Source organism: Actinomycetospora corticicola (assembly GCF_013409505.1).
GTDB classification, from domain to species: domain Bacteria; phylum Actinomycetota; class Actinomycetes; order Mycobacteriales; family Pseudonocardiaceae; genus Actinomycetospora; species Actinomycetospora corticicola.
Genome location: NZ_JACCBN010000001.1, coordinates 5,804,048 through 5,821,216, shown reverse-complemented (window position 1 = coordinate 5,821,216; position 17,169 = coordinate 5,804,048). Strand labels below are relative to the sequence as shown.

Here is a 17,169-nt window from a genome sequence, read left to right as displayed (position 1 = left end):
CGGACATACGGGCTGATCACGGCGCCGCCGCACGCTCGTCGTCATGAGCCTGCTCGCCACCGATCCGAACGAACGGCACTCTCGTGCACGTAGAAGCTGCGAAAGCGCCGCTCGTTCGGATCGCGGTCGCGGCGGACGGTGGTACCCGTTCCTCCTGACGGCCCTGCTGATCGGGACGGCGGCGCTCTACCTGATCGGGCTGTCCGCGAGCGGCTGGGGCAACGCCTTCTACGCCGCGGCCGCCCAGGCCGGTGGACAGAGCTGGAAGGCCTGGTTCTTCGGGGCCTCGGACGCCCCCGCCTCGATCATGGTCGACAAGCCGCCCGCATCGCTGTGGGTGCTGGGGCTGTCGGTGCGGTCGTTCGGGCTCTCGTCGTGGTCGGTGCTCGTGCCGCAGGCGCTCATGGGCGTCGCGGCGGTCGGGCTCCTGACGGCGGGGGTGCGCCGCTGGTCCGGCCCGGTCGCCGGGCTGCTCGCGGGCCTCGCCTTCGCGCTGACCCCGGTCGCGGTGCTCATGTTCCGCTTCGACAACCCCGACGCCCTGCTCTGCCTGCTGCTCGTCGCGGCCGCCTACGCGCTGGTGCGCTCGGTCGACGCGGGCACGCTGCGGGCGTCGACGTGGTGGCTGGTCCTGGCGGCGGCGTGCGTCGGGACCGGGTTCCTGACGAAGTCGCTGCAGGCCTTCCTCGTCCTGCCCGCCCTCGCCGCGGTGCACCTCGTCGCCGGCCCGGGCACCTGGCGTCGTCGACTGGTCGCGCTGCTGCCCGCCTCCGCCGCGCTGCTGGTCTCGGCGGGCTGGTGGGTCGCGGTGGTCGAGCTGTGGCCGGCGTCGTCGCGGCCCTACGTCGGCGGGTCGCAGGACGACAGCGTGTTGTCGCTGGCCTTCGGCTACAACGGCGTCGGTCGCCTGACGGGGGACGAGACCGGTCAGCTCGGCGGCGGGGGCGGCGGGATGCCGGGCGGAGGTGGTGGTGGGGGCGCCGGTGGCACGACCTCCACGGACTCCTGGTCGGCGTTGTTCACCGGGTCGATGGCGAACCAGGTCGCCTGGTTGCTGCCCCTCGCGCTGATCCTGGCGATCGCGCTGCTCGTGTGGGTCGGCCGCACCCCCCGCACCGACCGGCGCCGCGCCGCTGTGCTGCTCTGGGGCGGATCGCTGCTCGTCACGGGCGGCGTGTTCAGCCTCGCGGCCGGCATCATCCACCCCTACTACGCGGTGGCCCTCGCACCGTGGATCGCCGCACTCGCCGCCGTCGGTGTGGTCGAGGCGTGGCGTGCACGGGCCCGGTGGACCCTCGCGGCGGCGGTCGCGGTGACCACGGTCTGGTCCTGGTACCTGCTCCGCGAGACCCCGACCTTCGTCTCGTGGCTGCGCGTCGTCGTCCTCGTCGCCGGGGCGCTCGCGGTGCTCGGGCTCCTGCTCGCCGGCCGCCGTGTCCTCGTGCTCGGGGTCCTGACCGCGGCCCTCGTCGCGGCCCTCGGTGGTCCCACGGCCTACGCCGCCGTCACGGCCGCCACCGCCCACACCGCGATCATCCCGACGGCGGGTCCCTCGTCGGGCTTCGGTGGTCCCGGGGGCCGGGGCGGCCCGGGCTCCGGTGGACCGGGCCGGGGTGATCCGGGGCAGGGCGGGCCGGGTCGTCCCCCCGGTGGCAGCAACGCGTCGTCGCTGTCACCGAGTGGCAGCAACGCGTCGTCGCTGCCACGTGGGGGCGGGGCCGGACGGGGCGGACCGGGCGGACCGGGCGGACCCGGCGGCGCGATGCAGCTGTTGCGCGCCTCGGAACCGTCGGCGCAGCTGACGTCGTTCCTGCAGGCCGGGGCAGACGGCTACACGTGGGTGGCGGCGACGGTCGGGTCGATGCCGGCCGCCGGCTACCAGCTCGCGAGCGGGTCGCCGGTGATGCCGCTCGGCGGATTCAACGGCACCGACCCCTCCCCCACGCCGGCCGCCTTCCAGCAGCTCGTGGCCACCGGGCAGGTGCACTACTTCCTCGGCGAGGGCCTCACGTCGGTGCCCGACACCGGCGGCTCCGACGCCACCGTGCAGATCACGGCCTGGGTGAAGCAGCACTACACGGCGACCACCGTGGGCGGGACCGTCGTGTACGACCTGACCCACCCGACGTCGTGACCGAGCGCCTCCCGCGCGGCAGCACCCGTCGTCGGGGTCAGCGCGACCCGAGGACCCGCGTCAGCGTGATCTCCAGGACCACACGACGCGGGTTCTCCCGCGGGGTGCGGTAGCGCGCGGCGTAGCGGGCCTCGGCGTCGGCGACCGACTCCGGGTCGTCCCGCACCACCGCGAGGCCCTCCAGCGTCGACCAGCGCCCGCGGTCGACCTGGCTGACCGCGACCCGCGCCCCGCCGTGCCCGCCCAGCCGCACGTGCGCGGCCTTGCGGCTGGGACCGGAGGTGATGATGCGGGCGATCGCCGTGTCCAGGTCAAGGGTGCACCCGACCGGGACCACGTGCGGGCTGCCGTCGCGCCGCAACGTGGTGAGGGTGCAGAGGTGGTACTCGCGCCAGAACTCGGCGAACTCCTCGCCGCGGGCGTGCAGATCGGCCGGGGTGACGGTCATGGCGAGATCATCCCCGCCCGCCGAACCAGTCCATCGCCTGGTGGACGACGGGCAGCAGCACGCTTCGCGGGGTGAGCCGCCCGGAGAACGCGCTGAGCTGGTTGACCAGTCCGGGGACGACGCTGCGGTGGCCGGCCGCCATCGCCGCGACCCCGGCCTCGGCGACGTCCGCGGCCTCGCCGACGGTGAAGCCCGGCGCCCGGTCGAAGGCGTCGGTCTCGGCGGCGTCGGCGAACCCGGTGCGGGTGAGGCCGGGGCTCAGGGTCGTCAGCGTGACCCCGGTGCCCGCGAGCTCGGTGTGGACCGCCTCGGAGAACGACTGCACGAAGGCCTTGCTGGCCGCGTAGCTCGCGACACCGGGCAGGGGCTGGAACGCGGTGATCGACGAGACGTTGAGGATCGCGCCCGGCCGACCGGTGCTGCGGGAGCGACGGACGAAGGCGTCGACCGCGGCGACCGACAGGTCGTGCAGGGCGAGCACGTTGACCCGGATCAGGCCGTCGAGCGCCTCGGGGTCGGAGTCGACCACCCGGCCCGTCACCCCGAAGCCGGCGGCGTTGACGAGGCCGACGATGCGGTCGTCGCGGTGCAGGAGGTCGCGGACCCCGGCGCGGGCCTCGTCGTCGGCGAGGTCGGCGGCGTGGACCTCGCTGGTGAGGCCGGTCCGCCGCCCCAGCTCGGCGGCGAGGTCGGTCAGCGCGTCCTCACGCCGGGCGACCAGCAGCGTCGGATAGCCGCGCGCCGCGAGGGCGCGCGCGGTCTCGGCGCCGATCCCGGAGGAGGCACCGGTGACGAGGACGAGGGAGTCGGGTCCGGGAGGCGGCAGCGGCATCCCGGCCCTGTACCCGATCGTCGCTCACCACGACCAGAGTCGTGACCACCAGTTCTCGGTCCCCGACGGGTCGGTCACGGCGCTCGACGTCTCGTACTCGAAGCTCTGCCCGTCGGAGGACTGCGCGGAGTAGACCGTCTTCTCGTCGCCGTCGGACGAGGTGACGCTGCGCTTGGTGACCTTGTTGCCCTCGCCGTCGGAGGTGGTCGTCTCCTTCACCGTCGAGCCGTCGGAGCCCTTCGAGGTGCTGGAGCGCACCGACGAGCTCGAGGACCGCGACGTCGGCTTCGAGGAGGGCTTGGAGGACGACTTCGCGGACGAGCTCGAACTCGACCGCGACGACGGTCCCGACGACGACTCGGCGGACGGCTTCGACGTCGACCGTCCCGTCGATTGTGCCGTGGACTGCGCCGTCGACTGCGCCGTCGATCTCGAGGACGGCGTCGAGCTCGACGACGCCCGCGCCCGGGTGGTGGTCGCGTCCCCGTGGTCGGCGGACTCCCGGGTGGTGGTGACCTCGACGCTCGAGGCGTCCGCCGACCGGGTGGTCGTCTGGACGGTGCGCGAACGACTGGTCGGGTCGGTCTGCGTCGACCGGGTCGTCACCGCACCGCTGCCCGGATCGACGCTGCGGCTGCGGGTGGTGGTCACGCCTGTCGTCGGGTCGGTGGCGGTCGTCTCCGCCTCGTCACCCGAGGCGGGCGGTGCCGCCGTGGTGGCCGCGGTGCCCGGGCTCCCGCTGCGCGTGCCCGGTGCGCCGGTGCCGGTGGGGTCGGCGGTCCGCGTGCTGGGGGCCCGGGTGGCCGTCGGGTCGGTGCCGGTGGTTCCGCTGGCCGGGCCCGTCGTCGTGGTGATCGCATCCGACGACCCGGGCGGGGCGTCGGTCGACGGCGAGCCGAGGGTCGGGAGGGGCCAGCCGTCGGGCAGCGCACCGGTGGCGGCCCCGCCGGCCGGTGTGCGCGTCGGTGCAAGGGTCGACCCGGTGCCGGTGGAGGTGGCCTCGCCCGGCAGCTCGGCGGTGGTGGCCGAGGAGGACGGGGCGTCCGAGCTGCTCGGGCCCAGCATCGGGATCGGCCACCCGGCCGGCGCGACCGCCGGGAGGGCAGCAGTACGCGGGGTGGCGGGGCCCTCCTTCTTGCCGGCGGGTTTGTCCTGGGCGGCGGGCTCGTCATTGCCGGCGGCCCGGTCGCCACCACGGTCGGCGGCGCCCGCGTTGCCGGCGCCCTGGTCCTTGCCGCCCTTGTCGTTGCCCTGCGGCGCGCGGGCGCGGGTCTCGTCCCGCTCGCGGGTCTGCTCGGGCGGCCCGCCACCACCGCCGAGCACCCGTCCGGGCAGATCGAGCACGCCGGGGCGGTCCGGTGTCGCCGCCGGCGCCGGCGTTGCCGGGGCCGCAGGCGTGGCCGGGCTCGCAGGCGTGGCCGGGCTGACCGGTGCGGCCGGACGCGCCGGTGCGGCCGGGCTCGGCGGGGCCACGGCACCCGGGTCGGGCACCGGCACGACGGGCGCCGCGGGAACGGGTGGGGCCGAGGTCGCGGACGGCGCGGGGGTGGGCGAGGACGCGCCACCCGGCACGATCGGCGCGAGCGGCGGATCCCAGCCCGCCGGGGTGCTCGTCGCCGGCGCGGGCGCGCTGCCCTGCGGCCGCGCCCCGGGCAGCGGAATCGGTGTCAGGGGTGGGTCGAGCGAGTCGTCGGGGTCGGTCCCGGCGGGCGGGGCGGGGATGCCGAGCCCGGACGCCGGGGCCTGCGTCGGGCGCGCGGCCGATGACGAACCCGACGCGCCGTACCCGTCGTCGAACCCCTGGGTCCCGGTCTCCTCGGGCACCAGTGTGCGCGAGTTGCCCGTCGTCCCCGCGGCCTGCTCGCTCGGTCCGGGCGGCGCCACGACCGTGCGCCCGATCCCGAGGGCCGCCGCCATGACCGCCACGGCGAACAACCCCGTGACGGCCGTGCTGCGGGCCGACCACCGCGGCCACCTCTGCTGCCGCCGCCGACCCGTCTCCCATCCTCCCTGGGAGCCCGAAGGCATACGTCTCCTGCTTTCTCCCCGACCCGCCACTCCCGATCCCGCCAGAACGGAAGATCTCGGACAGTACGCGTCCGTTAGGTCTCACGTCAGCCGTTTCGTGCATCGCGGACCAGCGGTTGCGGGCACGATGGAGGACGTGGGTGCACAGCGAACGGTGCAGGCGCACGGACGTGCGTCGGACCAGCCACCCCCGTCGTCCGGAAGGGTGAACGCGAGCCCCCGTCTGGAGCTCGACCTCTCCGTCGTCCAGACCTCCTACGTCACCTTTCGTGACGCGTTCCCGCACGTCGAGCCCGCTTACGCCATCAAGGCGAACCCGCACCCGGACGTGCTCGCGCTGCTCGCCGGGCTCGGAGCGAGTGCCGATCTCGCGAGCGTCGGGGAGCTCGACGCGTGCCTGCTCGCGGGCGTGGAGCCCCGGCGGATGACCTGGGGCAACCCCGTCAAGAAGGCGTCCGACGTCCGCGCCGCGGTGGCCGCGGGGGTCTCCCGTTTCACCACCGACTCGGCCGCCGACGTGGACCTGCTCGCCCGCGAGGCGCCCGGGGCGGCGGTCACGGTGCGCCTGGCCGTGGACGACGACGGGTCCGCCACCCCCTTCGCCGGCAAGTTCGGCGTTCCTCCCGAGGAGGCCGCGGCGCTCCTGTGCCGCGCCCGCGACGTGGGCCTGCGCCCGCACGGGCTCGGGTTCCACCCGGGGTCGCAGCAGACCGACCCGTCGTCGTGGTGCCGGGGCATCGCCTCCGCCCGGCGGGCGGTCGCCCTGTCCGGGGTGGCCGTCGAGGAGCTCAACCTCGGGGGCGGCTTCCCGACGAGGCACGGTGCCGGCCGCGTGCCCACGCTGTGGGAGATCGCGGCCGCGATCGACGCCGAGCTCGGCGACTGGCGGCCGCACCTCGTGGCCGAGCCCGGACGGGCGCTCGTGGCGGACGCGGGCGTGCTGGTCGCCGAGGTGGTGCTCGTGACCGAGCGGGCCGGGCGCCGCTGGGTCTACCTCGACGTGGGGCGCTACCAGGGCCTCGCCGAGACCGAGGGCGAGATGATCGTCTACCGGTTGCGGTGCCCCGGGCACCCCGACGCCGCGCCACGGGGACCCGTGGTGCTGGCCGGGCCGACCTGCGACGGCGACGACGTGCTCTACCGGCGCGCCGACGTGCAGCTGCCCCTCGACCTGGCCCCCGGCGACGTCGTCGAGTTCCTCGGCGCCGGCGCCTACACCTCCAGTTACGCGTCGGTCGGCTTCAACGGACTCCCTCCGCTGCCGACCGTGATCACCACCCTCCCTACCCCTGAGAGGACCCCTGATTGACGACCTCCGCCGTCCCCCCGGACGTATCCGCACCCTCCTTCGCGGGGCGCCACGTGCTCGCCGAGCTGCGCGGGGTGTCCGCCGCGCTGCTCGGTGACGACGCCGCCGTCACCCGCGCGCTCCGGACCGCCCTCGACGCGGGCGGCGCGACCGTCCTCGACGTCGTGGCCCACCGCTTCGAGCCGCAGGGCACGACCGTGCTCGCCCTCCTCGCCGAGTCCCATGCCTCGGTGCACGCCTATCCCGAGGCGGGCGCGGCGTTCGTGGACGTGTTCACGTGCGGCGAGCACGCCGATCCGGAGCGGATCGTCGAGGTGCTCGGACGCGAGGTCGGGGCCGTCGAGGTGCGGGCGCAGATCGTGGCGCGCGGCGCCGGGCTCGCGCCCGACGTGGTCGGTCAGCGCGAGGTCGACGAGCCGCTCGCGGCCGGGATGCGTCGGCGCTGGCGGATCGACGAGGTGCTCTTCCGGGGCCGCACCGAGTGGCAGGACATGATCGTCGCGCGCACCGCGCAGGGGATCTCGCTGTTCTGCGACGGCGAGCGGCAGTCGACCGAGCAGACCCAGCTCGTCTACCACGAGGCCCTCGCCGTCCCGCCTCTGCTGCTCGCCGACCAGCTCGACCGGGTGCTGATCGTGGGCTCCTCCGAGGGCGTGGTCTCGCAGCTCGCGGTCGCGGCCGGCGCGTCGGTGGTCGACCACGTCGACATCGACACCGAGTGCGTCCGGCGCTGCGCCTCGCTGCTGCCCTACGGCTACTCCGCCGCCGAGCTGGAGGCCGCCGAGGCGGGCGACGGTCCGGTGCGGGTGCACTACGCGGACGGCTGGGAGTTCCTCGCGGCGGCCGCGGAGCGGGGCGACCGGTACGACGTCGTGATCGTGGACCTGCCCGACGAGCCGGTCGAGGTCGACGACCCCGCCCAGCACGCCCGCCTCTACGGCACCCCGTTCCTCGAGCGCTGCGCATCGGTGCTCGCGCCCGGCGGGGTGGTGTGCACGCAGGCGGGCTGTCCGACGGTGTGGCGCAACGACACCCTGAAGCGGATGTCGGCCCGCTTCTCCTCGGTGTTCCCCACGGTGCTCCCCTACTGCTCGGACGAGCACGAGTGGGCGTACCTGACGGGCCGCCTCGACGCGGTCGACGACCCGGTGGCGCTGGCCTCGTCCCGGCTGTCGCGGTTCCCGGAGCTGACCTCCGTCGACGCGGAGGCCCTGCTGCGCGGGTCGATCCTGCCGTTCGCGGTCCGGCACTGACCTTCGGGCGGGCACGGACGGCCGCACAGGACGTCCGGGCTCGCTCCCCGCGGACGAGAGGACCCTCAGCGGGCTCGCGCACCCGTCGTGAGCCCGACAGGGGTCCTCTCGTTCTGTCGAGCGGCCCTGTCGCAGGCTCCGGTCAGCGCGTCCGCACCTTATCGCTGTGCTTCACAGCGACACGGTGATCCGGCACGGCCTGGTCGCCGCGACAAGACCGGGCCGGACTGCTCGACCATGATCAACGAGCACCTGCGGTGGTCATCGGCGCTCCACGACCACCGTAGGTGCTCGCTCGTGCCGTGGGTACTGCGCCCGTCGAAGCTCGGCTCTCCTGCTCGCATGAACCAGAGAGGCAGGCTCCCCGCGGTGTCTCGTTTCGACTCGACCGTGTGGCTTGGCTCAGCGCGAGGTCGACGGGGGCCCCGAAAACCTGTCTGACACCTCGATGAATGACGGTCTGGTCACGGTGAAGTGTTCACCGATACGTCTGAGCAGGCGCCCAGTCCGTTCCGAGATCACGATGTCGTACTCGGATACCGTGTCTGCAATCTGTTCGATGCCGACCACGAACTCTCCCGCCTGGATGTCGTCACTCAGCAGACTGAGCGTCTCGTCATCCACGCCGTCCTTGGCCAGGAGGTCGTGCAGCTTCCAGAGGTCGTCCTCGTTCAATTCCAGGCTCCCGAGTGCGGGTGTGCCGTGATGATGCCTTCGCCCGCAGGCTCCGTCACCACCTTGATGGATACGCCGTCACGCACACCGTAGTGCCGGAACCGGGCCGGGGCGCCGTGCTTGTCGAACAAGCCCCCACCCTTTCCTCCACCCTTAACAACTGCGTTCGGGTCCGTCGCGATGTCGGACACGTGATGCATGGTCTGCTCTGGGCCCCATCGCGCAGGAAACTCGGTCTTGCCCGACTGTGCAGGAGGGTAGTGACCGCCTCTTCCGGGGCCGTCACCAAACAGGATGTGCTGGCGCCGATTGGGGCTGGCCAGGTCCACGAGGCCGCTGCTCGGGGGCAAAGCCTTCTGTCTCGCGCTCGGACCCGGCGGGAGCGCCGGCTGACCACCACCCGATGCCGGCGGTTGGGCTGCACACGGGTTCAGGCCCAGCGGGTCGGCCCAGGTGTGCGGGTTGTGCACGTAGGCCGCCGGGTTCGGGGCGGGCGCGAGTCCGAGCGGGTCCTGCGACAGGTACCGGGCCGTGTCCGGGTCGTAGTAGCGGTGCAGGTTGTAGGCGAAGCCCGTCTCGGGGTCGAGGTACTGGCCCGGGAAGAGCAGGGGTGTCGAGACGCCGCTCCAGGTCGTCCGGCCCCACAGTGACCGGCGGGCCTGCCCGACCACCGACCCGTCGTCGGAGACGAGTTCCGTCGGAGCGCCGACGAGGTCGGTGACGATCGAGAAGAACGCCTCGTCGATCTCCGCCTGCCCGGCCGCACGTGAGCGGGTCCGTTGCGCGACCGGGTGGAGGCCGACGTGGTCCCACGTCGTGGCCGACACCCCGTCGGCCGTGTGCCGGACCTCCTCGACGAGGGTCGGCCCGTCCCAGGCGAAGTCGACCTGCTCGGAGCCGTCGTCGCGGACCTTCGACACCCGCCGGCCGAAGGCGTCGTAGACGTATCGCCACCGTGCACCGTCGGGGGTCGTGACCCCGACCAGCTGGTCCAGCGCGTCCCACTCGTACCGCCAGGTCTCCGCCCGGCCACCGAGCCGCCGTCGGACCCGCTGCACCACGCGGCCCTCGGCGTCGTGGGCGTAGCTGACCCGCCCGGCCCGCTCGAGCACCGTCCCGCGGAACGAGCGCGGCCCGCTCACGTCGGGATCGGCGCCCGGCCAGGACGCGTCGGTCGTGTTGCCCAGCGCGTCGTAGTCGTACTGCTCGACCCAGGCCCCGGCGCGGATCGCCGTCACCCGGCCGCGAGCGTCGAGGTCGAACTCGCGGGCGCCGACACCGGTGAGCGCCCCGTCGGCGCCGTAGCGGTACTCACGCGACAGATCGCCGATCCGCTGGCCGACCATCCGTCCGGCGGACCACTCCTGCTCCACCACACCGCCGCCCGCCCGACGACGGGTCTCGCGGCCGGCCACGTCGTGGTCGAACCCGATCTCGACCCCCGCGACGAGCGAGCGCACCGTCGAGTCGGGCGCGTAGGTCCACCGCGACACCTGCCCGGCCGGGGTCGTCCGCTCGGTCCGCCGCCCGAGGGGGTCGTACGACGAAGTGACCGCGCGGCCGTTCGTCGCCTCCCCCACCACGCGGCCGACCGCGTCCCTCGTCAGCACCACGTCCACGTCGGGTGTCGTCGCCCGGACGAGGCGACCGACCGGGTCGTGGTCGTAGGTCGTCAGCGAGCCGCGAGCCCGCCGTTCGGCGACCTGCCCCAGGGCGGTGAACCCGTAGGTGACGGTCTCGCCGAGAGCGTTCGTCCGCGCCCGCACCTGGCCGGCCGCGTCGACGTCGTAGGTCCGGCGCCGTCCGTCGTAGTCGGTCTCCGCGACGAGCCGTCCTGCCGCGTCGTACTCGTAGGTCCACCGAGAGCCGTCGGGTGACGTGACCCCGACCAGCCGCATCTCCGTGTCCCACGCCTGCTCGAACCGCGACCCGTCCGGCTCGATCCGCGCGGCGACGAGGTCGAAGTGCGTGTGCTCGAAGCGGGTCACGGCACCCGTGGCCGAGGTGACCGACGTCAGGTTGCCCTCGCCGTCGTACAGGCGCCGCTCGACCCCGCCGTCGGGAAGGGTGCGTGTCGCGAGCCGCCCCTCGAGCGTCCAGGAGAACCGCGTGAGCAGGCCCGTCGGGTCGGTCTCGGCGACCACGCGGCCGAAGGCGTCGCGCTCCCACCGCGTCACCGCCCCGACCGGGTCGGTCACGGCCACCGGCAGACCCGCCGCGTCGTTCTCTACCCGCGTCGTCCCGCCGAGGGCGTCGACGACCGCGATCAGACCTCCGTCGTCGTACTCGTAGCGGCTCGTGGCGCCCAGCGGATCGGTCGTCGCGACCCGGCGTCCCGACCCGTCGTACGCGTGCGACCACACCGCCCCGTCGGCGTCGCGCACCCGCACCGGACGCCCGGCGTCGTCGTGCTCCTCGACGACCTCGGACCCGTCCGGCCGGACGACCCGGTCCAGGACACCGAGGGCGTCGTGGCCGAAGCGCGTCGTCCGGCCGAGCTCGTCGGTCTCGGTGACCAGCCGCCCGCCCTCGTACGCGGACCGTCGCTCGTGGCCCAGCGGGTCGATCGTCCGGACGACCCGACCGTCCTCGTCGTGCACGTACCGCGTGGTGTGCCCGAGCGAGTCGGTGCAGGAGACGACGTCGTCGGAGTAGGCGAACGTGCAGTTCAGCGTGTCGCCCGAGCCGACCTGCCGGACGAGCCGGTCGTGGTCGTCGTACTCGTGGCGGAACCAGGTCCCGATCCGGTCGGCCCAGCCCGTGATGCGCCCGCGCTCGTCGTAGCCGAACCGCGTCGGCAGCCCGGAGGACGCCACCACCGCCGTCAGGTTCCCCGCCTCGTACCCGAAGCGGACGAGCGCGCGGTCCTCGCCGTCGGGACCCGCTCCCACCAGGTCATAGCCGACCTTCCGGTCGCGCTCGCTCAGGACCCGCACCCGGTACCCGCCGCCGTGTACGACCTCGAGCGGCGTCCCGTCCGCCAACCGGTCCACGTCGACGCGGTGTCCGCGCTCCACCACCGCGGTCAGCCAGCGCTGCTCCCCCGCCCCGCCGAAGTGCCACCGACGATCCCCGTTCCCGACGACGGGCGTGGTCCCGTCGAGCGCGAGGGTCCAGCGCGGGTCCTCGCGGGACGCGCCTCCCGTCGTCGGGAAGTGCAGAGCCATGCCGTCGGCGCGGGCGAGGACGATCTCGTCGGCGGTGACGACGACGTGCTGGTCGAGGGTGGAGGTCCAGGTCGGACCGAAGAAGCGCCCCGACCGGTAGGTCGACCGGTGGAAGCGCTCGAGGACGAGCGGGAGGGCGCCGGGGAGGACGACGTCGACGGCGGGCAGCAGGAGGTGCCCGGTGCCCATGTCCACCGGCTCGCGCAGGACCAGGCCCTCGGCGGGCGGGGTCCTCGTGGCGGGGGCCATGTCGATGCGCATTCCGGACGGCGGGGAGGGCGCGGTCCTGATGGCGGCTGCGGCCTCCGGCGCGAGCCTCGACCCGGCCTCCACCGCGTCGGCCACCTTGATGCCGCCCTTGACGCCGGCGGCCGCCCAACCCGCGAACGGGATCATCGCGGCCGCGGAGAGCCCGGCGTTGAGGTAGTCGCCCTCGGCGGTGTACCAGGCGGCGTTGGCGCCGTCGGCGACCTCGCCCACCACGGGTACGAGGCCGGCGAGGTCGAGGGCCGCGTGCCCGAGGTCCTTCCACGAGAACCCGGACTCCTCCTCGGGCGCCTTCGGGGGCGCGGGCGGTGCGGCTGCCGCGAGGTGTATCGGTGGTCCGAGTGGAGCACCGGGCGCGCCCGCCACGGCACCCGGTGCCCCACCGGCAGCGCCGGTGACCGGCGCCGTCATCCCCGCCAGCTGTCCCTGGGCGGCCTGCACCTGGGACGTGGCGGCCTGGTTGGCCTGCAGCTCCTGCTGGGTCGCCCGCTCCATGAGGGCCCGGCCCTCGTCGATCTTCTGCTGGGCCACGGTGACGGCGAGGTTGGCGGCGTCCATCGCGGCGTCCTGCTGCTGCGAGGCCGGCGCCGCGGTGCCGGCCAGGCCAGCCACCCGTGCGGAGGCTGCCGCCAGCTCCGCCTCACCCTGCCGGACCATCTCCTCCCCGCGGGCGAACATCTCCTGCGCGGCGCGGAGCTCATTGGCGTAGGTGGTCAGCGCCTGCCCGGCGAGCCGCGACACGTCCGCGCCGATCGCCGCCCGGCTGCCGATCTCGGCGATCTGCCCGGTCGCCGCCGTGGCTGCGCCGCCGGTCCAGGCGCTGCCGAGCCCGCCGCCCGCTGCCCGGATGCCCTCGCCGGCGCTGGTGAACTGCTCGGCCGTCGACGACAGCTGCGTCGCGCCGGCTTCGACGGCTCCCGCGTCCCCCGGCATCGGCACCCGGACCACCCCCTCGACGCCGGACGGTAGGGAACCCGCGCACGCCGTGGGTGCGGTTCGGGAAAAGTCAGGCGCCGACGAGGATCAGCAGTCCGACGGCGACGAGGACGACCGGCAGGGCCACGTGGCCGTACCGCGCGAGGGTCCGGGCCACGGGCGCCCGGGTCGCGAGGAACCGGCCGAGGGCGCACCAGACGCCGACGAGCACGAGGAACACCGCGACGTAGACGACGAGCCCGGCGCGACCCGCCGTCGCGAGCACGGGGATGTAGACCCCGAGGTTGTCGCCCCCGTTCGCGAGCGTGATGCCGGCGACCGCGAGCACCCCGGGGGCGGCGGCGCGGACGTCCTCGTCCCCGTCGCCGTCGGCCCGCCAGACCATCCATGCCGCCCGCAGCCCGAGCGCCAGCGGGACCAGACCGAGGTACGGGATCACGCCCTCCGGCAGCAACGCCGCACCGAGAGCTCCGGCGAGGGACAGCGCGAGGATCCCGACGAACCCGAGGTACTGCCCGAGCACGATCCGCGTCGCGGCGCCCCGACGACGGGCGCCTGCGAGGAAGAGCGCGAGCAGGAGGAGGTCGTCGACGTTCGTGACCGCGAACATGACGACGGCCCTGCCGATCGTCGTCAGGTCCACGAGGTCGTGACGTTAGTGGCGGCTCGTCCGTGACGCCGTGGTGGACGTCCGGCCGCACGATCTCGTCCAGCCGTGCGGACCGTTCGCTCAGCGAGCACTTCGCGAGGCTCGTCGAGATCTTTCCGCGCTACGAGGCCGGCGGGAGCTTGCGGATCGCCAACGTCGATGCCTGCTTCGCGAGTTCGCAAGCGTCAGGGTTCGATCCCAGGGGCTCCTTGCCGAACCATTGCGCCGTCAGGGCCTGACGTGGGCCCAGCCCGGTCGTCAGCGAACACGAATTCAGCTCGCCGCGCCCGGTCTTCTCGACGACGGCCGGGAAACCTGCAACATCGATCGGAATGAACACGCCGCGTCCGCGCACCCGGTAGGCGTCTGCGAGCAAGTCTCTGTCGCGATCCGCAGCCAGGCTGAGACTCTGTCCATCATCCGCTGTCCACGAACACTCTTGGACTCCCAGATAGGAGCGAGCAGACCCCCGAGCGTCGAATCCCAGGTCCGAGAGCTCCGCGACCGACAACAGCGATTGGCAAGGATCGGTCGCCTGAGCAGTGACATCCAGCGACCTGGGGACGGTGGGGGCGCCATACCGCTCGAGGTTGCGAGCGGGCCCGGGTGCGACGGGGGCCTCCGCCGAGCACCCCGCCATCAGACAGAGCGTCAAGCATGTCGAGACTGCCAGGACAGTCCTGGCGACGGTCGCGCTCATCGCGCGTTGAGATCGCCGAAGCCGACAGAGGTGCCGGCGTCCACGTCTCGGTAGCTACGGAGCTCTGACCTCACCGTGTCGATGAGCAGGTCGAGCCGCTGCGCTCCGGTCTCGAGCGCACGGACGAGAGATCCGTCTCCGCCATCTGCTGTCGCGCCGAAGACAGTTGCGGCGTCCAGGCTCACTTGATCCGTGGTGCCAGGGTCGATCCGACCCAGCCGCCTGGCCTCGACCATGAGCGCTCGCAGCTGATCCCGCGCGTGCTCCAGCTCGCGGATCGCCTCCGGTGCCCGGGCGAGGTCGACGGTGAACGAGCCGCCGGTCGGCATCTCGACCACCTGGCGCGGCATGACCTGGCCGTTCCACAGGCGCGCCGGATCCGACGCCTGGACGGGCGGCTCCGGCGGCCAGGGCGTGGTCACGTCGAGCACGCTAGCCGGACAGGCCGCCCGAGAGGGCCGGAACGGACGAAGCCGGACGGCGAGAGCCCGGGGACCCGCCGTCGGGAAGGAGGACGGCGGGACCGAGTCACACCGACTCGGTCCCGCCGCACCACTTCACCCTCGGGACGCCGCGAGCCCCTCCGACAACCGGGCCGGCACCGGCACCTTCGTGAACGAGGTCGAGTCGACGCAGACGTGCACCAGCTGCACGGTCACGGCGTCCTCCCACTCCTCACCGGCCGACGGGCGGCGACGGACGGTCACCCGCGTCGACAACGAGGTCGTGCCCACCTTCTCGTTCTCGACGCCGAGCTCCACGAGGTCGCCCCACTGCACCGAGGCGCGGTAGTCCAGCGACGCGTGCACCACCTGGATGTCCACGCCGTCGGCGATCATGTCCGGATAGGGGTAACCGACCGCGGACTGGAACGCCGTCATCGCCTCGTCGCACCAGGTCAGGTAGTGACCGAAGAACACCACGCCCTGCTGGTCGATCTCGGCGTACCGCGGCACGACCGGGAACGCGAAACTCACGAACGCAGCCCGAGCGATTCGTCCGAGAACTCGCCGTCGGGCGTGCCCTCGCCACCGGGGCGCAGCTCGTTCTCCCGCCCGCGCAGTTCGACCCGGCGAATCTTGCCCGAGATCGTCTTCGGCAGGTCCGCGAACTCCAGACGCCGCACGCGCTTGTACGCGGGCAGGTTCGCGCGGCAGTACTCCAGAATCGACCGCGCCGTCGACTCGTCCGGCGAGAAACCGCGCGCCAGGACCACGTACGCCTTCGGGACGGCGAGCCGGAGCGGGTCGGGCGAGGGCACGACGGCCGCCTCGGCCACCGCCTCGTGCTCGATGAGCACGCTCTCCAGCTCGAAGGGCGAGATGCGGTAGTCCGACGCCTTGAACACGTCGTCGGAGCGCCCGACGTAGGTGATGTAGCCGTCGGAGTCGCGGGCCCCGACGTCACCGGTGTGGTAATAGCCGCCGCGCATGACCTCGGCGTTGCGTTCCTCGTCGTCGGCGTACCCGACCATGAGGCCGACCGGGCGCTTCGACAGGTCGACGCAGATCTCGCCCTCCTCGCCGACCGCGCCCGACACCGGGTCCACCAGCGCGATCTCGAAGCCCGGCAGCGGACGACCCATCGAGCCGTCCTTCACCGGCTGACCCGGGGTGTTCGCGATCTGCAGCGACGACTCGGTCTGGCCGAAGCCGTCCCGGATCGTCAGACCCCAGGCATCGCGGACCTGCTCGATGACCTCGGCGTTCAGCGGCTCGCCGGCGCCGACGAGCTCGCGCATCGGGACCTTCCAGGCCTTCAGGTCGGCCTGGATGAGCATCCGCCACACCGTGGGAGGCGCGCAGAAGGTGGTGACGCCGTGGTCGACGAGCGTCTTCAGCATCGTGTCCGCGTCGAACCGCGAGTAGTTGTAGATGAAGATCGTCGCCTCGGCGCACCACGGCGCGAAGACGTTCGACCACGCGTGCTTCGCCCAGCCTGGCGAGGCCACGTTGCAGTGCACGTCGCCCGGCTGCAGGCCGATCCAGTACATGGTCGAGAGGTGTCCCACCGGGTAGGACACGTGCGTGTGCTGCACGAGCTTCGGCTTCGACGTCGTGCCCGAGGTGAAGTAGAGGAGCAGCGTGTCGTCGGCCCGGGTCGGGCCGTCCGGCTCGAACTCCGCCGACTCCGAGCCGGCCGACGCGAAGTCCTGCCACCCCTCCGGGATGGAGGAGCCGACCGCGATCCGCGTGTAGTCGCCGGGGACGTCGTCGAACTTGTCGACGTCGGCGTCGCGCACGACGACGTGGCGGGCAGCCCCGCGGTCGATGCGGTCGCGGAGGTCGGCGGCGCCGAGCATCGGCGTCGACGGGATCAGGATGGCCCCGAGCTTCATCGCCGCGAGGATCGTGTCCCAGAGCTCGACCTGGTTCGCCAGCATCAGGATGAGCCGGTCACCCCGCCGGACCCCGAGGGAGCGCAGCCAGTTCGCGACACGGTTCGACCGCTCGGTCATCGTCGCGAAGGAGTACTTCGCCTCGGACCCGTCCTGCTCGACGATCCAGAGCGCGGCCCGGTCCGCCGACGACGGGTCCCGACCGATCGCGTCGAAGTGCTCCAGCGCCCAGTTGAACTCCTCGAGCTGGGGCCAGGTGAAGTCACGTCGGGCGGCGTCGTAGTCGGTCTGTCGCTCGACGAGCAGGTCACGCGCGGCGCGGAAGGCCTGCGCGGCGGGAGTCAAGGACGACGACGGCACGGGGAGAACCTCCGGGAACGACGATGGGCGGACGCTGCGAGGTTCCTATCACCTCGCGGCACCCGCCCACAGC

Annotated in this window: 13 protein-coding genes; 3 read left to right on the top strand and 10 right to left on the bottom strand. The window is 73.4% G+C overall.

The genetic code is table 11. The annotated features are described in order from the left end of the window. The first annotated feature begins 43 nt into the window (after positions 1 to 43). Positions 44 to 2,134, top strand: a complete 2,091-nt coding sequence (locus tag BJ983_RS28320; protein WP_179796869.1) for a mannosyltransferase YkcB-related protein — start codon at positions 44 to 46, stop codon at positions 2,132 to 2,134. A gap of 37 nt (positions 2,135 to 2,171) precedes the next feature. Here BJ983_RS28320 and BJ983_RS28315 read toward each other — a convergent pair whose 3' ends face one another. The 3 genes from BJ983_RS28315 to BJ983_RS28305 are packed head-to-tail and all read right to left on the bottom strand — an operon-like array spanning position 2,172 to position 5,340. Beyond that, the gene (locus tag BJ983_RS28315; RefSeq protein ID WP_179796868.1) at positions 2,172 to 2,582 is read right to left on the bottom strand and encodes a pyridoxamine 5'-phosphate oxidase family protein; all 411 of its coding nucleotides are present in this window, start codon (positions 2,580 to 2,582) and stop codon (positions 2,172 to 2,174) included. A 7-nt stretch (positions 2,583 to 2,589) separates the two neighbouring features. Beyond that, entirely contained in the window at positions 2,590 to 3,414 is an 825-nt protein-coding gene (locus BJ983_RS28310; protein WP_179796867.1) for an SDR family NAD(P)-dependent oxidoreductase, read from the bottom strand. 24 nt (positions 3,415 to 3,438) lie between these two features. Then, positions 3,439 to 5,340, bottom strand: coding sequence for a hypothetical protein (locus BJ983_RS28305; protein WP_179796866.1), 1,902 nt, complete (start codon positions 5,338 to 5,340; stop codon positions 3,439 to 3,441). Positions 5,341 to 5,647: 307 nt separating this feature from the next. Between BJ983_RS28305 and BJ983_RS28300 the strand changes: the two genes are divergently transcribed. Continuing rightward, on the top strand, positions 5,648 to 6,751 hold the full coding sequence (locus tag BJ983_RS28300) for a type III PLP-dependent enzyme domain-containing protein (protein WP_179796865.1): 1,104 nt from the start codon (positions 5,648 to 5,650) through the stop codon (positions 6,749 to 6,751). Continuing rightward, the gene (gene speD, locus BJ983_RS28295; protein WP_179796864.1) at positions 6,748 to 8,004 is read left to right on the top strand and encodes an adenosylmethionine decarboxylase; all 1,257 of its coding nucleotides are present in this window, start codon (positions 6,748 to 6,750) and stop codon (positions 8,002 to 8,004) included. Before BJ983_RS28300 ends, speD begins: the two co-directional genes overlap by 4 nt. Before the next feature lie 402 nt (positions 8,005 to 8,406). Here the strand turns inward: speD and BJ983_RS28290 are convergent, their stop codons facing one another. From BJ983_RS28290 to BJ983_RS28260, 7 genes are all read right to left on the bottom strand, one after another. Further along, entirely contained in the window at positions 8,407 to 8,679 is a 273-nt protein-coding gene (locus tag BJ983_RS28290; RefSeq protein WP_179796863.1) for a hypothetical protein, read from the bottom strand. Next, the gene (locus tag BJ983_RS28285; RefSeq protein WP_246326668.1) at positions 8,676 to 13,046 is read right to left on the bottom strand and encodes an RHS repeat-associated core domain-containing protein; all 4,371 of its coding nucleotides are present in this window, start codon (positions 13,044 to 13,046) and stop codon (positions 8,676 to 8,678) included. The genes BJ983_RS28290 and BJ983_RS28285 overlap by 4 nt, the downstream gene beginning before the upstream one ends. Before the next feature lie 73 nt (positions 13,047 to 13,119). Beyond that, entirely contained in the window at positions 13,120 to 13,692 is a 573-nt protein-coding gene (locus BJ983_RS28280; protein WP_179796861.1) for a cadmium resistance transporter, read from the bottom strand. 127 nt (positions 13,693 to 13,819) lie between these two features. After that, a complete protein-coding gene (locus BJ983_RS28275; RefSeq protein WP_246326667.1) occupies positions 13,820 to 14,338 on the bottom strand; it encodes a DUF3558 domain-containing protein in 519 nt (172 codons plus the stop codon). Between the two features lie 56 nt (positions 14,339 to 14,394). Beyond that, the gene (locus tag BJ983_RS28270) at positions 14,395 to 14,820 is read right to left on the bottom strand and encodes a hypothetical protein (RefSeq protein WP_218890517.1); all 426 of its coding nucleotides are present in this window, start codon (positions 14,818 to 14,820) and stop codon (positions 14,395 to 14,397) included. 135 nt (positions 14,821 to 14,955) lie between these two features. Continuing rightward, positions 14,956 to 15,375 carry a hotdog domain-containing protein gene (locus BJ983_RS28265; protein WP_179796858.1) on the bottom strand — a complete coding sequence of 140 codons (420 nt, stop codon included), beginning with the start codon at positions 15,373 to 15,375 and terminating at the stop codon, positions 14,956 to 14,958. Further along, positions 15,372 to 17,096, bottom strand: a complete 1,725-nt coding sequence (locus BJ983_RS28260; RefSeq protein ID WP_179796857.1) for an AMP-binding protein — start codon at positions 17,094 to 17,096, stop codon at positions 15,372 to 15,374. The genes BJ983_RS28265 and BJ983_RS28260 overlap by 4 nt, the downstream gene beginning before the upstream one ends. Positions 17,097 to 17,169 lie beyond the last annotated feature (73 nt).

What these genes read in the sequence shown, in the direction of transcription:
- BJ983_RS28285 (WP_246326668.1), bottom strand. Translation starts at nt 13,046, where the DNA reads ATGCCGGGGGACGCGGGAGCCGTCGAAGCCGGCGCGACGCAGCTGTCG.
- BJ983_RS28320 (WP_179796869.1), top strand. Translation starts at nt 44, where the DNA reads ATGAGCCTGCTCGCCACCGATCCGAACGAACGGCACTCTCGTGCACGT.
- BJ983_RS28275 (WP_246326667.1), bottom strand. Translation starts at nt 14,338, where the DNA reads ATGGCGGGGTGCTCGGCGGAGGCCCCCGTCGCACCCGGGCCCGCTCGC.
- BJ983_RS28310 (WP_179796867.1), bottom strand. Translation starts at nt 3,414, where the DNA reads ATGCCGCTGCCGCCTCCCGGACCCGACTCCCTCGTCCTCGTCACCGGT.
- BJ983_RS28315 (WP_179796868.1), bottom strand. Translation starts at nt 2,582, where the DNA reads ATGACCGTCACCCCGGCCGATCTGCACGCCCGCGGCGAGGAGTTCGCC.